Annotated in this window: 11 protein-coding genes; 5 read left to right on the top strand and 6 right to left on the bottom strand. The window is 65.1% G+C overall.

Annotated elements, in window-relative coordinates; all coding sequences use genetic code 11:
• Positions 1–30 precede the first annotated feature (30 nt).
• Both ILT44_RS02510 and ILT44_RS02505 read right to left on the bottom strand, forming a co-directional pair.
• Positions 31–1,182 carry an isobutyryl-CoA dehydrogenase gene (locus ILT44_RS02510; protein WP_204237987.1) on the bottom strand — a complete coding sequence of 384 codons (1,152 nt, stop codon included), beginning with the start codon at positions 1,180–1,182 and terminating at the stop codon, positions 31–33.
• Between the two features lie 97 nt (positions 1,183–1,279).
• A complete protein-coding gene (locus ILT44_RS02505) occupies positions 1,280–2,776 on the bottom strand; it encodes a CoA-acylating methylmalonate-semialdehyde dehydrogenase (RefSeq protein ID WP_204237986.1) in 1,497 nt (498 codons plus the stop codon).
• 108 nt (positions 2,777–2,884) lie between these two features.
• On the opposite strand from ILT44_RS02505, the gene ILT44_RS02500 reads away from it, so the two are divergent.
• Together ILT44_RS02500 and tal are read left to right on the top strand one after the other, a co-directional pair.
• On the top strand, positions 2,885–3,775 hold the full coding sequence (locus ILT44_RS02500) for a LysR family transcriptional regulator (RefSeq protein ID WP_204237985.1): 891 nt from the start codon (positions 2,885–2,887) through the stop codon (positions 3,773–3,775).
• Between the two features lie 69 nt (positions 3,776–3,844).
• Positions 3,845–4,816: a transaldolase gene (gene tal / locus ILT44_RS02495; protein ID WP_204237984.1), complete on the top strand. Its 972-nt coding sequence runs from the start codon at positions 3,845–3,847 to the stop codon at positions 4,814–4,816.
• Between the two features lie 225 nt (positions 4,817–5,041).
• Here the strand turns inward: tal and ILT44_RS02490 are convergent, their stop codons facing one another.
• The 3 genes from ILT44_RS02490 to ILT44_RS02480 form a co-directional block, all read right to left on the bottom strand.
• On the bottom strand, positions 5,042–6,721 hold the full coding sequence (locus ILT44_RS02490) for a thiamine pyrophosphate-binding protein (protein ID WP_204237983.1): 1,680 nt from the start codon (positions 6,719–6,721) through the stop codon (positions 5,042–5,044).
• Positions 6,722–6,796: 75 nt separating this feature from the next.
• The gene (amaB, locus tag ILT44_RS02485; protein ID WP_204237982.1) at positions 6,797–8,341 is read right to left on the bottom strand and encodes an L-piperidine-6-carboxylate dehydrogenase; all 1,545 of its coding nucleotides are present in this window, start codon (positions 8,339–8,341) and stop codon (positions 6,797–6,799) included.
• Positions 8,342–8,550: 209 nt separating this feature from the next.
• Positions 8,551–9,684: a saccharopine dehydrogenase family protein gene (locus ILT44_RS02480; protein WP_204237981.1), complete on the bottom strand. Its 1,134-nt coding sequence runs from the start codon at positions 9,682–9,684 to the stop codon at positions 8,551–8,553.
• A 114-nt stretch (positions 9,685–9,798) separates the two neighbouring features.
• Here ILT44_RS02480 and ILT44_RS02475 point away from each other — a divergent pair, with 114 nt between their 5' ends.
• Positions 9,799–10,227 (top strand): Lrp/AsnC family transcriptional regulator, encoded by a 429-nt coding sequence (locus ILT44_RS02475; protein ID WP_204237980.1) that lies wholly within the window; start codon positions 9,799–9,801, stop codon positions 10,225–10,227.
• Positions 10,224–11,432 carry an NAD(P)/FAD-dependent oxidoreductase gene (locus ILT44_RS02470; RefSeq protein WP_204237979.1) on the top strand — a complete coding sequence of 403 codons (1,209 nt, stop codon included), beginning with the start codon at positions 10,224–10,226 and terminating at the stop codon, positions 11,430–11,432. The genes ILT44_RS02475 and ILT44_RS02470 overlap by 4 nt, the downstream gene beginning before the upstream one ends.
• Here the strand turns inward: ILT44_RS02470 and ILT44_RS02465 are convergent.
• Positions 11,429–12,151, bottom strand: a complete 723-nt coding sequence (locus ILT44_RS02465) for a hypothetical protein (RefSeq protein WP_204237978.1) — start codon at positions 12,149–12,151, stop codon at positions 11,429–11,431. The two genes, ILT44_RS02470 and ILT44_RS02465, sit on opposite strands and share 4 nt — an antisense overlap.
• Positions 12,152–12,358: 207 nt before the next feature.
• Between ILT44_RS02465 and ugpB the strand changes: the two genes are divergently transcribed.
• Positions 12,359–13,666 (top strand): sn-glycerol-3-phosphate ABC transporter substrate-binding protein UgpB, encoded by a 1,308-nt coding sequence (ugpB, locus tag ILT44_RS02460; RefSeq protein ID WP_204237977.1) that lies wholly within the window; start codon positions 12,359–12,361, stop codon positions 13,664–13,666.
• Positions 13,667–13,775: the final 109 nt, after the last annotated feature.

Raw genomic sequence — 13,775 nt, 5'->3', positions numbered from 1 at the left:
GCGCGGTTGGGGAGCGCATGTCATTCATCCTCATCGATTGCCGCGTCCCACCAGATCGCGCGCCACGATCAGGCGCATGATCTCGTTGGTGCCCTCCAGGATCTGGTGCACGCGAAGATCCCGCACGATTTTCTCGACGCCGTAATCGGCGAGATAACCGTAGCCGCCGTGCAGCTGCAGAGCGTCGTTCGCCACCTGGAAGCCCACATCGGTGGCCATGCGCTTGGCCATGGCGCAGAGCTTTGTCGCATCGAGCGCCTTGGCATCGAGCGCCGAGGCCGCGCGCCACAGGAAGGTGCGCGCGCATTCGAGTTCGGTCGCCATGTCAGCGAGCTTGAACTGCAGCGCCTGGAAATCGGCGATGCGCTTGCCGAAGGCCTTGCGGTCATTGCTGTAGGCGAGCGCCTTGTCGAGGGCGGATTGCGCGCCACCGAGCGAACAGGCGCCGATATTGATTCGCCCGCCGTCGAGGCCCGACATGGCGATCTTGAAGCCCATGCCCTCGTCCGAGAGCCGGTTGGCGACCGGCACGCGCACGTCCTCGAAGATCACGGCGGCGGTGGGCTGCGCGTTCCAGCCCATCTTCTTCTCCTGCGCGCCGAAGGACACGCCGGGCATGCCCTTCTCGATCACGAGGGTCGAGATGCCGGATGCTCCTTCCTCGCCGGTGCGCACCATGGTCACGTAGATGTCCGAGGTGCCGGCGCCGGAGATGAACTGCTTGACGCCGTTGACGACGTAATGATCGCCGTCGCGCACCGCCCTGGTCTTGAGCGCCGCCGCATCCGAGCCCGATCCCGGCTCGGTCAGGCAATAGCTCGCGATCAGCTCCATGGTCACGAGGCGTGGGATATAGCGCTGGCGCTGCTCCTCGGAACCATAGCGGTCGATCATCCAGGTCGCCATGTTGTGGATCGACAGATACGCCGAGACGGCCGGGCAGCCGGTAGCGAGGGCCTCGAAAATCAAGGCCGCATCGAGCCGCGTCATCCCCGACCCGCCCACATCGTCGCGGGTGTAGATCGCGGCCATGCCGAGGGCGGCGGCTTCCCGCATCACGTCCACGGGAAAATGCTTTGTCTCGTCCCATTCGAGGGCGTGGGGGGCGAGGTTGTCCGCCGCGAAGGCGAGGGCCATGTCGCGGACGGCGATTTGATCGTCTGTGAGAGAGAACTGGGTCATGGTCCTAAATCGTCATGGTGGGGGAGATTGTGCACCCCGACTTTGGATCTAGAAACGAAATGGCCAGGAGCGAGCCCCCGGCCATGATCTTGTTCTCTTATTTCATCGTCGGAATGGAGAATTCCGCGCCCTCCTTGATGCCCGATGGCCAGCGGGACGTGACGGTCTTCGTCTTGGTGTAGAAGCGCACCGCGTCGGGGCCGTGCTGGTTCAGGTCGCCGAAGCCGGAGGCCTTCCAGCCGCCGAAGGTGTAGTAGGCGAGCGGCACCGGGATCGGCACGTTGATGCCGACCATGCCCACGTTCACCCGGGAGGCGAAGTCGCGGGCGGCGTCGCCGTCGCGGGTGTAGATCGCGACGCCGTTGCCGTATTCGTGGTCAGAAGGAAGGCGAAGCGCGTCCTCGTAGTCCTTGGCGCGGACCACGGAGAGGACGGGGCCAAAGATCTCTTCCTTGTAGATACGCATGTCGGAGCGCACCTCGTCGAAGAGGCAGCCGCCCATGTAGTAGCCGTTCTCGTAGCCCTGCATCTTGAAGTCGCGGCCGTCGACCACGAGCTTCGCCCCTTCCTGGACGCCGAGATCGACGTAGGAGCGCACCTTCTCCATATGCGCCCTGGTGATCATCGGGCCGAAATCGGCGGAAGGATCGGTGGAGGGGCCGACCTTGAGGGTCTCCACGCGCGGGATCAGCTTGTCCATGAGCGCGTCGGCGGTCGCCTTGCCGACCGGCACCGCGACCGAGATCGCCATGCAGCGCTCGCCCGCCGAACCGTAGCCGGCGCCGATGAGCGCATCCGCCGCCTGGTCGAGATCGGCGTCGGGCATGATGATCATGTGATTCTTCGCGCCGCCGAAGCACTGGGCGCGCTTGCCGTTGGCGGTGGCGCGGGAATAGACGTATTGCGCGATCGGCGAGGAGCCGACGAAGCCCACCGCCTTGATGTCCGGATCGTCGAGGATCGCGTCCACCACTTCCTTGTCGCCGTTGACCACGTTGAGGATGCCGGCCGGCAGGCCCGCCTCCATCATGATCTCCGCAAGACGCATCGGCACGCCCGGATCGCGCTCGGAGGGCTTCAGGATGAAGGCGTTGCCGCAGGCGATAGCCGGCGAGAGCTTCCACAGCGGGATCATGGCAGGGAAGTTGAACGGCGTGATTCCGGCGACCACGCCGAGCGGCTGGCGGATCGAATACATGTCGATGCCGGGGCCGGCGCCTTCCGTGAACTCGCCCTTCAAGAGGTGCGGGATGCCGGTGCAGAATTCCGCCACCTCGACGCCGCGCTGGATGTCGCCCTTGGCATCGACGATGGTCTTGCCGTGCTCGCGGGCCAGCATCTCGGCGAGCGAGTCCATCTCCTTGGCGATGAGCTCGAGGAACTTCATCATCACGCGGGCGCGGCGCTGCGGGTTGGTGGCGGCCCAGGCCGGCTGCGCGGCCTTGGCGTTCTCCACCGCCTGACGCAGCTCGTCCTTGGAGGCGAGCGCAACCCGGCCCAAAACCTCGCCGGTCATGGGCTGGAAGAATTCGGTGGTGCGTCCCGATTTGCCGGGGACCTGCTTGCCGCCGATGAAATGTCCGACCTCACGCATGGCGTCTCTCCTCCTCAAGGGATGTTTTTCGTGCCCTTCTTCTATCATTGTTGAAATCGCACGACTATGGGTGAAACCAAAGCACCGTTGTGCGAAAATGCCAATATCATGAGCGCATTCGATTGGGACGATCTCCGCTTCTTCCTGGCCGTTGCCCGCGCCGGCCGGCTGACGGCGGCCGCCCGCCAGCTGGAGGCGGACCACACCACCGTCTCGCGCCGCATCTCGGCGCTCGAAGCATCGCTCAAGACCAAGCTTTTCGAGCGCAGCCCGCAAGGGTATACCCTGACTGAGTCCGGCGAGCGGCTGCTCAGGCACGCGGAGAGCATGGAGACCCAGGCGCTCGCGGTGGCGAGCGAGCTCGGCGGCGCGGATCTCGCGCTCTCGGGCACTGTACGCATCGGCGCGCCGGACGGAATCGGCACGTATTTTCTGGCACCTGAGCTGGGAGCCTTGGCCGAACGGCATCCCGGCCTCACCCTGCAGCTCGTGGCGCTCCCCCGCACCTTCTCCCTCTCCAAGCGCGAGGCCGACATCGCCGTCACCCTGGAGCAGCCGACGGAGGGACGCCTCGTGTCGCGCAAGCTCACGGATTACCGCCTCAGGCTCTACGCCTCGAAGGATTATCTGAAGCGCCACGGACCCGTGACGGAGCTGTCGGACCTGACGGGCCAGACCCTCGTCACCTATGTGGCCGACCTGCTCTACAGCCCGGTGCTCGATTATTTCTCAGGCCTGGAGAAATACACCGCCCGCCGCTTCGAATGCGCCAGCGTGATGGCGCAAGCCGAGGCGGTGCGCGCGGGGGTCGGCATCGGCATCCTGCACGACTACGCGGTACGGCAGTTCTCGGAACTCGAGGTGGTTCTGCCCGAGGTCTCGTATCTTCGCACCTACTGGCTCGTGACCCATGCGGATGTCCGGTCCTTACGGCGGGTGGAGGAGGTCTATTCCTTCATCCTGAGCCGCGTAAGGGCCAACCGGGGACTGTTTGTCTGAGGCTTTGCCCTTCACGCGGGTGCCTTGAGGGACTAAGTCAGATATCAAACGAAACCCATGGAGAACCCGATGCCCTCCAAGCTCGACCAATTGCGCGCCATGACGGTCGTCGTCGCCGATACGGGCGACCTCGATGCGGTGCGCCGCCTGAAACCCCAGGACTGCACCACCAACCCGACCCTGCTCCTGAAGGCGGTCGAGACCCCGGCCTATGGCCACCTCATCGAAGAGGCCCTGGCCTGGGGCCGGAGCCAGGGCGGCTCCCGCGAGGGCGTGGTGGCGGCGATCTGCGACCGCTTGGCGGTGGCCTTCGGCGCCGAACTCGCCGGCATCGTGCCGGGCCGCGTCTCGACGGAGGTGGATGCGGACCTCTCCTTCGACACGCAGGCGAGCGTCGCCAAGGCGCGCGCCATCATCAAGGCTTACGAGGCGCGCGGCATCGGGCGTGAAAAGATCCTGATCAAGATCGCCTCCACCTGGGAGGGCATCCGCGCGGCGGAAGTGCTGCAGACAGAAGGCATCGACTGCAACCTCACGCTTCTCTTCAGCCAAGTGCAGGCCCAGGCCTGCGCGGAAGCGGGCGTGTTCCTGATCTCGCCCTTCGTCGGCCGCATCCTCGACTGGCACGTGAAGGCGGGCGGCGGTCCCTATACGGGCGAGACCGATCCGGGCGTGCTCTCCGTGCGAAAGATCTATGCGTCGTACAAGGCGCAAGGGATCAAGACCGTGGTGATGGGCGCCTCCTTCCGCAACATCGGTGAGATCGAGGCGCTGGCCGGCTGCGACCGGCTGACCATCTCGCCCGCGCTCCTCGACGAGCTGGCGAAGGCGCAAGGCGAGCTGCCGCGCAAGCTGTCGGCTGAGAGCGTTGAGAAAATTCAGCCTCTGCCGCGCATGGACGAAAAGAGCTTCCGCTTTGCGCTCAATGAGGACGCGATGGCGACCGAGAAGCTTTCCGAGGGCATCCGTTCCTTCGTGAAGGACCTGCGCAGCCTGCGTTCGCTTGTAGCGCAGCGGCTCGACGAGGCTAAGGCGGCGTAAATCGCAGAAACGTCATCCCGGGGCTGCGCAGCAGAACCCGGGATCGCTTTCCGACTTCTCTTCGTCATGGCCGGGCTTGTCCCGGCCATCCACGTTTTAAGCGACTCAAAGACGTGGATCCCCGGAACAAGTCTGGGGATGACGGACAAGGAATTGCCTCATCCTGCACCCGATCCCGGATCTCGCTTTGCTCGTCCGGGATGACGCGCTCGTGTCAGCGCAGTATCACTTCTTCCCCGCCAGCGCCTTCTCGCGGATCGCCGACAGCGACATCGACGGCGTGATTGCCTCCGGGTCGAGGATGCAGTGCAGGATCGCGGGCTTGCCGGATGTGAGCGCCCGCTGGAGGGCGGGGGCGAAATCCTCCGTCATCTCGACGCGCTCGCCATAGCCGCCGAACGCACGCGCATAGGCGGAGAAATCCGGGTTCTGCAGCATCGTCGCGGAGACGCGACCGGGATATTCGCGCTCCTGGTGCATGCGGATCGTGCCGTACATGCCGTTGTCGAGCAGGATCACCAGGATGGGCAGATCGTATTGCACGGCGGTGGCGAATTCCTGCCCGTTCATGAGGAAGTCGCCGTCGCCGGCGAACACCACCACAGGACTGTCGGGTTGAATGCGCTTGGCGCCGACGGCAGCGGGCACGCCATAACCCATGGAGCCCGAGGTGGGCGCAAGCTGCGTGCCATAGTGCTTGAAGGGCCAGAAGCGATTCACCCAGGTGGCGAAGTTGCCCGCGCCGTTGCAATAGATCGTGTCGGAGGGCATCGCCTCCCGCAGGTGTGCCATCACTTCGCCCATCTGCAGGTTGCCGGGAACGCGGATCTGTGCCGGGTTGCTCCAGTGCAGATAATCCGCATGCGCTTCTCTGGTGCTCTCGCTCCAGGGCAGCGAGGCCGGCGGATGCACACCCTCCAACGCTGCCGTGAAGGCGATGGGCGAGGCGTTGATGGCAAGGTGCGGAGAGTAGACCCGGCCGAGCTCGCTCGGATCGGGATGGACATGCACCAGTTTCTGCTGCGGCGCGGGAATGTCGAGCAGCGTATAGGCTTGGCTCGGAACCTCCGAGAGGCGTCCACCGACAAGCAGAACGAGGTCCGCTTCTTTGATGCGCTCAAGCAGCTTCGGATCCACGCCGAGGCCGAGATGGCCGATATAGGAGGCGTGATCGGCGGGAAACAGCATCTGGCGGCGGAAAGTGCAGGCGACCGGAAGCTGAAAACGCTCGGCGAAGCGCACGAAGCGCTGCACCGCGACCTCGGACCAGCGGCTGCCGCCGAGCAGAGCCACCGGCTTCTTCGCGCCGTGCAGGAGCTTCTGCAGCTCCGCCATCTGCGTCAGGCCCGGATGGGTCTCGATGACCTGATAGCGCGGCGCATCAGTGACGGCGGCTATCTCGGTGAGCACGTCTTCCGGCAGCGCGATCACGACCGGGCCGGGACGTCCCGACGTCGCCACATGAAAAGCACGGGATATGATCTCCGGAAAGCGCGCCGGATCGTCCACCTCCGTCGCCCATTTGGCCAGCGGCCCGAAGGCGGCGCGGTAGTCGAGCTCCTGGAACGCCTCGCGCTCGCGCATGCCGCGCTCGATCTGGCCGACGAACAGGATCATCGGCGTGGAATCCTGCTTGGCGATGTGGATGCCCGGCGAGGCGTTCGTCGCGCCGGGGCCGCGCGTGACGAAGCAGATGCCGGGGCGGCCCGTGAGCTTGCCGTAGGCCTCCGCCATCATCGCGGCACCGCCCTCCTGCCGGCAGACCGTGACATTGATGCTCGCGTCATGCAGCGCATCGAGTGCCGCGAGATAGCTCTCGCCCGGAACGCAGAAGATGTGATCGACTCCATGGACGAGAAGTTGATCGACGAGGATCTGGCCGCCGGTGCGGGAGGGCGCTGTCATGGAAGGCTCGCGTTGTTAAGAGGGCCGATAACAAAACGGAGGGCCAAGGCCCTCCGTCGAGTGAGTATGCAACGATCAGGCGTCGACGTCGAACTTCACGCCCTGGGCGAGGGGAAGCGTGTTGCCGTAATTGATCGTGTTGGTGGCGCGGCGCATGTACGCCTTCCAGGCATCGGAGCCGGATTCGCGGCCGCCGCCCGTTTCCTTCTCCCCGCCGAAGGCTCCGCCGATCTCGGCGCCCGAGGGGCCGATATTCACGTTGGCGATGCCGCAATCGGAGCCCACGGCCGACACGAAGGCCTCGGCCTCGCGCAGGTTGACGGTGAAGATCGAGGAGGAGAGGCCGGCGCCAACCGCGTTGTGCAGTTCGATCACCTCGTCGAAATCCGAGTAGCGCATCACGTAGAGGATCGGCGCGAAGGTCTCGCGCGTCACCGGGCCGGTCTGGCTCGGCATCTCGACGAGCGCGGGACGGGCATAGATGCCCTCATTCGCCACATCTGTGAAACGTCCGCCGCCATGGACCTTGCCGCCGGCGGCGCGGGCCTCATCGAGTGCGCGCTCCATGCCATCGAAAGCAGCCTTGTCGATCAGCGGACCGACCAGCGTACCCTCGGCGCGCGGATCGCCGATCTTCACGCTGCCATAGACCTTGACGAGACGCGGCACGAGCTGGTCGTAGACGCTCTCATGCACGAAGAGACGACGCAGGGTCGTGCAGCGCTGGCCGGCCGTGCCCATGGCCGCGAAGGCGATGCCGCGCAGGGCAAGATCGAGATCGGCCGAGGGCGCGACGATGGCGGCGTTGTTGCCGCCGAGCTCCAGGATCGCGCGGGCGAAGCGCTCGGCGAGCTTCGGGCCGACCTGACGGCCCATGGCGGTGGAGCCGGTGGCGGAGAGAATCGGCACACGGGTGTCTTCCACAAGAATCTCGCCGACCTCGCGGCCGCCGAGCAGCACCTCGCACAGGCCTTCCGGCACACCGCCGAAGCGCTTGGCGGTGCGCTCGACGATGGCATGGGTGGCAAGCGCGCTCAGAAGGGTCTTCTCGGAGGGTTTCCACACCACGCTGTCGCCGCACACAAGCGCGAGCGCCGCGTTCCACGACCACACGGCTACGGGGAAGTTGAAGGCGGAGATCACGCCGCAGACGCCGAGCGGATGCCAGGTCTCCATCATGCGGTGGTCGGCGCGCTCGGTGGCGATGGTGAGGCCGTAGAGCTGACGGGAGAGGCCGACCGCGAAGTCGCAGATGTCGATCATCTCCTGCACCTCGCCGAGGCCTTCCGAGACGATCTTGCCGGCTTCCAGGGTCACGAGGCGGCCGAGGTCGTCCTTGGCGGCGCGCAGCTCCTCGCCCAGCAGCCGGATGAACTCGCCGCGCCGGGGCGCCGGGATCTTGCGCCAAGCCTTGAAGGCGGCGTCGGCGCGGCCGATGGCGGCCTTGGCTTCCTCCGGCGTGGTCTCGCACACATGGGCGATCACCTCGCCGGTGATTGGGGAGCGGGCCGGGCGGCCGCCGGCGGCGAAGGCGCTGTCCGGCACGCCGAGGCGCGCGAGAATGGCGCGGGCCTCGTCCGCAACGGAAGCGGAGGATACGGGTTTCAGGCTCGCGGTCATGGCTAATCTCCCTCGATGCGGGCTTAGGGCTCAGCATGAAGCCCTTTGCCGTCGTTTGTCCTTGGAATGAAACGACGGCGGCTGTCAGGCCACCGTCTTAAAACATTTCGGGACAAGCAGGGAACTGCTTTTCCCGAATAGGATCATTCGGTTTGGTCAAGAACTTGGCCGTTCTCCCATTGAAGGAAGCGGGAGCCTAGTCCTGATCGTCATGCCACCGCGTCGAGACGGATGTTCTTGACCGCCGGCTCGTGGCCCTCGTCCAGGCGCTCGCCCGCATAGACGCGGCCGAAGCGGTTGGCCAGGAAGGTGTCGAGATCGATCTCCTCCTGGCGCACGAAGCCCTGTTTCGGCAGCTTGCCCGCGACGAGCAGGTCGAGCATGGCGCAGATGCCGGCGGCGGTGGTCACCTGGATCGCAGTGCGCTGGGTTCCGGCGACCTTCTGGCCGTAGACGCTGCGGGCATAGGTCTCCTGCACGAAGCGCCCGCCGCGCTCGCCGGTGACGGTTACGAAGACGATGACCATGTCCTGCATGGTGGCCGGCACGGCGTTCTCCAGGATATCCTTCAGGACCTCGCGGCGGTTGCGCAGCTGCAGGTCGTTGAGCAGCACCCGCATCAGGGCGCAGTGGCCGGGATAGCGGATGGTCTTGTAGTTCAGGTTGCGCACCTTGCCTTCGAGCGTCTCGCACAGGGTGCCGAGACCGCCGGAGGTGTTGAAGGCCTCGTAGCGGGTGCCGTCGAGGGAGAACTCTTCGAGCTCCTCCATGGCCGGAACTTCGCGCATCTTGCCGTCGACCACCGCCTCGCAGCGTTCGATGTATTCGTTGATGACGCCGTCCGTGCTCCAGGTGAGATTGTAGGACAGGGCGTTCGAGGGATATTGCGGCAGGGCTCCGACGCGCAGGCGCACCGTGTCGAGCTTGTCGAACCGGCTCGCGATGTCATGCGCCACGATGGAGATGAAGCCCGGAGCGAGGCCGCATTGCGGAATGAAGGCGGTCGTGGCGCCCTCGGACAACTCCTTCACCATGCGGGTGGTGGCGACGTCCTCGGTCAGGTCGAAATAGTTGACGTCCGCAAGGCGCGCTGCCTTGGCCACATGGCTGGTCAGGTGATAGGGGGCGGCGCTTAAGACCGCGTAATGGCCTTTCAGGGCATTCTGCAGGGCGACCGCGTCACTGAAGTCGAGCTGAATCGTCCGGACCCCATCCTTGGCAATCGCTTCAAGGGCGGCGGCGGAGGCGTCCGCAACGGTGACGCTGTAATCGCCGGTCTCACGGAGCATATCGACAATGGTAGAGCCGATCTTGCCGGCGCCGATGACGAGAATCGAGTGCATTCAAACCTCCCTGTGATCCCTCGAGAAAAAGGCAAATCGCTGCAAAGCGCCATAGACAAGCTGACGTAAAGCCGAGTAGCTTTCGGCATATTGCCATCGTGACTGGTCATTGTGATGCTGGATGCCACGGATCGCGCCTTGATTGCCCTGCTGCGGGATAACGCCCGGATCGGCCATGCCGAGGCCGCCCGCCGCCTGAAGCTCTCCCGCACCACGGTGCAGGCGCGGGTCGAAAGCCTGGAGCGCCGGGGCGTCATCGCCGGCTACACCCTGCGGCTCGCGGAGGAGGTCACCAGCCGTATGGTGCGGGCGCATGTGACCATCGTGGTGGCGCCGAAGGCGTCGGGCGGTGTCGTGTCGGCGCTTCAGCGCATGCCTGAGTTGCGCGCGCTTCATTCGGTCGCGGGTGTCTTCGATCTCCTGGCGGTGGTAGAGGCACAGGACGTTCCCTCCCTGGACGCCGCCATCGACAGGATCGGTGCGGTCGAGGGAGTCGAGCGCACTCAGTCTTCCATCATCCTCTCAACGAAATTCGAACGATGACCTCTGCAGCCTCCCATTCAGCCGATATCGTGATCGTCGGCGGCGCCGTCATGGGCTCTTCCGCGGCCTATCACCTGCTCGCCGATTCCGGCTTCAAGGGGCGCGTCATCGTGGTCGAGAAGGATCCGACCTATCAGCTCTCGGCCTCGGCCCTCTCAGCCGCCTCGATCCGGCAGCAATATTCGAGTGCCGTGAACATCCGCATCTCGCTCTATGGAATCCAGTTCCTGCGCGGCATCGGCGATCATCTGGCGGTCGAGGGCGAGCGGCCGGAGATCGGGCTGAAGGAGGGCGGCTATCTCTATTGCGCGTCGGACGCCGGCGAGCAGGTTCTGCGCGAGAACCAGGCGCTGCAGGCGGCGGAAGGCGCCGACATCCTGTTCCTGAAGCCGGACGAGCTCAAAAGCCGCTTTCCCTGGCTCAACGTGGAGGATCTCGCGGCCGGCACCTGGGGTCGTTCAGGCGAGGGCTGGTTCGACGGCTGGGGCCTGCTCCAGGCCTTCCGCAAGAAGGCGCGCTCGCTCGGCGCCGAATACGTGAAGGGCGAAGTGGCTGAGATCGAGCGGGACGGCGGCACCATCACGGCGGTGCGTCTCAAGGACGGCACGCGGATCGCCTGCGGCACGCTCGTCAACTGCGCCGGCTCGGGCGGGCGGGCCCTCGCCGCCATGGCGGGGCTCGACATTCCGGTCCAGGCCAAGCGGCGCTATGTCTTCACCTTCGCCTGCAAGGATCCGGTGGAGAACTGCCCGCTGCTCATCGATACGTCGGGCGCCTATGTCCGTCCGGAAGGCGAGGGCCACTTCATCTGCGGCGCCTCGCCGGAAGCGGACCTGGATCCCGACTGGTTCGATGCGGATCCCGCAAGCCAGGAGATCGATCACGCGTTCTTCGAGGAGTTCATCTGGCCGTCTCTCGCCCACCGTGTGCCGGCCTTCGAGGCGATCAGGCCGGGTCGCGCCTGGTCGGGTCCCTACGACATGTGCCTGCTCGACCACAACGCCATCGTCGGCCGGGCGGGCGAGCTGAAGAACTTCTACCTCTGCAACGGCTTTTCGGGCCACGGCCTGCAGCAGGCTCCGGCCATCGGACGGGGGCTGGCCGAGCTGATCGTCCACGGCGGCTACCGCACGCTCGATCTCGCGGACCTCGGCTACGAGCGCGTTCTCGCCAACCGGCCGCTTCTTGAGCGGAATGTGATCTAAAGGCCGCCTTCGTCGCTCGTGCGGTAGGCCCAGATCCGGCCGCCCCGGTTCATGTGGCGCTGCATCAGGCCGGGCTGGTCCGGAGAAGGCTGGGTGTCGACGGCCAGTTCGTTGACGCCTTCCCGGTCGGACCGTTCGTCGCTGCGGCGCGCGCCGGTGCCGGTTGTCGTGCCCGATCCCTGGTTGCCTTGCGCGAACTCGCCCGTCCTCAGATCCGTAGTGCCGAGATCGTCCGCGCCTTCCGCCATGAGGCCCATGCCGGGCAGGGTGCCCGTATTGGTCGTTCCGCCGCCGGAGCCGCCGGTGATCCCGGCGCCGAGCGGCGCACCCACATCGACGCCTGCCTGATCCGACCCGCCTGATCCGAGCCATTCGCGGCTGCTGCCGTCGAGATCGACAGGGTCGAACATCTCCAGCACGCGCGCGGCCTCCTCGGCATTCTCCCGGTCGACCCGGGCTGCGATCAGGGTCAGCCCCCTGCGAAGGCCCTGCTCGAACACCCGCAAGTCGGATTCGGGCAGGTTCAGGTCGTGGAGGACTGCCATGGAATCGTCCGGCACGGCGAGGCTGCGGAAGCCGGAGATGGAGGAGATCTCGCGGGCATCCCGGTTGCCGACGGCAACGATTCGGCTCTGGGCAATGCCTGTCTCGAGCAGGGACTGGAGGGCCTGACGGGCCTGGGCGGGATCTCCGAACAGGGCTGCGATCATCTGGGGCATGGAGCTCTTCCGTTGGGATACTCCCTCAACGAAGAGGCGCTCCGGCCTGTTCCCGGTGCCGCGCATTAAGCCTTTTGGATGAAAGGGCTTCCATTTTGAAGCCGGCTATGATTGTCATGTTTTCGTCATAGTAACGTCATCCGGGCTTAACGCAGGGATGATGAACGACAAGAACGTCCCGGACGGGATGACATGGGAGAGACAAGTATGATGAAGAAGTCCCTTCTCGGCGCGCTGGCCCTCGGCCTTGCGACGAGCACCTCCGCCTTCGCCCAGACGGAGATCCAGTGGTGGCACGCCATGACCGGTGCCAACAACGACGTCGTCAACAAGCTGGCTGAAGAGTTCAACGCTTCCCAGAAAGACTATAAGGTCGTCGTCAGCTACAAGGGCCAGTACGCCGATACCCTGAACGCCGGCATCGCCGCGTTCCGCGCCGGCAACGCTCCCCACATCCTGCAGGTGTTCGAAGTCGGCACGGCGACCATGATGGGCGCCCGCGGCGCGATCAAGCCGGTCCAGGAGATGATGAAGGAAGCAGGCGAGAAGTTCGATCCGCAGGCTTATCTCCCGGCGATCACCGGCTACTACTCCACGGCGAAGGGCGAGATGCTCTCCATGCCGTTCAACTCCTCCTCGATGGTCATGTGGATCAACAAGGACGAGCTGAAGAAGGCCGGCATTACCGAGATTCCGAAGACCTGGCCGCAGGTGTTCGAAGCCGGCAAGAAGCTCAAGGCCGCCGGCCATGAGACCTGCGGCTTCTCGAACGCCTGGGCACCCTGGGCGAACGTCGAGCAGTTCTCCGCCTGGCACAACATCCCGATGGCCACCAAGGCCAACGGTCTCGACGGCTTCGACACGGAGATGAAGTTCAACTCTCCGGCCCATGTGAAGCACCTGCAGAACCTCGTCGATCTGCAGAAGGACAAAACTTATGACTATTCCGGCCGCGACAGCCGCTCGGAAGGCCGCTTCACCTCCGGCGAATGCGCGATCTTCCTCACCTCGTCGGGCTTCTACGGCAACGTGAAGGCCAACGCGAAGTTCGACTGGGCCAATGCGCCGATGCCGTACTATCCGGACATCCAGGGCGCTCCGCAGAACTCGATCATCGGCGGTGCTTCGCTCTGGGTCATGGGCGGCAAGAAGCCTGACGAGTACAAGGGCGTGGCCAAGTTCTTCACCTTCCTGTCGGACACGGACCGCCAGGCGAAGCTGCACCAGGAATCGGGCTATCTCCCGATCACCAAGGCAGCCTACGAGAAGACCAAGGCTTCGGGCTTCTATGAGAAGAACCCCCCTCTCCAGACGGCGCTCATCGAGCTGACCAACAAGGAGCCGACCGAGAATTCCCGCGGTCTGCGCTTCGGCAACATGGTCCAGATCCGTGACGTGGTCTCCGAGGAGATCGAGGCTGCTCTCGCCGGCCAGAAGTCGGCCAAGGACGCTCTCGACTCCGCCGTGAACCGCTCCAACCAGATCCTGCGTCAGTTCGAGCGCACCGTCCGCTAAACTGAACCGATCTGTGCTTACCTTCATCCCGGACGGCTTCGATAAGCGGTCCGGGATGATCTTATAGATAACCTTCGCAGACCGGTTGCTGCCGCATCTGCCCCATCCC

It is taken from the genome of Microvirga arvi, from assembly GCF_016892765.1.
Lineage (GTDB): Bacteria > Pseudomonadota > Alphaproteobacteria > Rhizobiales > Beijerinckiaceae > Microvirga > Microvirga arvi.
This window is presented reverse-complemented; position numbering and strand designations above follow the sequence as displayed.

Excerpts from the sequence above, each read along its gene's own strand:
- ILT44_RS02510 (WP_204237987.1), bottom strand. The coding sequence starts at position 1,182 with ATGACCCAGTTCTCTCTCACAGACGATCAAATCGCCGTCCGCGACATG.
- ILT44_RS02505 (WP_204237986.1), bottom strand. The coding sequence starts at position 2,776 with ATGCGTGAGGTCGGACATTTCATCGGCGGCAAGCAGGTCCCCGGCAAA.
- ILT44_RS02500 (WP_204237985.1), top strand. The coding sequence starts at position 2,885 with ATGAGCGCATTCGATTGGGACGATCTCCGCTTCTTCCTGGCCGTTGCC.
- tal (WP_204237984.1), top strand. The coding sequence starts at position 3,845 with ATGCCCTCCAAGCTCGACCAATTGCGCGCCATGACGGTCGTCGTCGCC.
- ILT44_RS02490 (WP_204237983.1), bottom strand. The coding sequence starts at position 6,721 with ATGACAGCGCCCTCCCGCACCGGCGGCCAGATCCTCGTCGATCAACTT.
- amaB (WP_204237982.1), bottom strand. The coding sequence starts at position 8,341 with ATGACCGCGAGCCTGAAACCCGTATCCTCCGCTTCCGTTGCGGACGAG.
- ILT44_RS02480 (WP_204237981.1), bottom strand. The coding sequence starts at position 9,684 with ATGCACTCGATTCTCGTCATCGGCGCCGGCAAGATCGGCTCTACCATT.
- ILT44_RS02475 (WP_204237980.1), top strand. The coding sequence starts at position 9,799 with ATGCTGGATGCCACGGATCGCGCCTTGATTGCCCTGCTGCGGGATAAC.
- ILT44_RS02470 (WP_204237979.1), top strand. The coding sequence starts at position 10,224 with ATGACCTCTGCAGCCTCCCATTCAGCCGATATCGTGATCGTCGGCGGC.
- ILT44_RS02465 (WP_204237978.1), bottom strand. The coding sequence starts at position 12,151 with ATGCCCCAGATGATCGCAGCCCTGTTCGGAGATCCCGCCCAGGCCCGT.
- ugpB (WP_204237977.1), top strand. The coding sequence starts at position 12,359 with ATGATGAAGAAGTCCCTTCTCGGCGCGCTGGCCCTCGGCCTTGCGACG.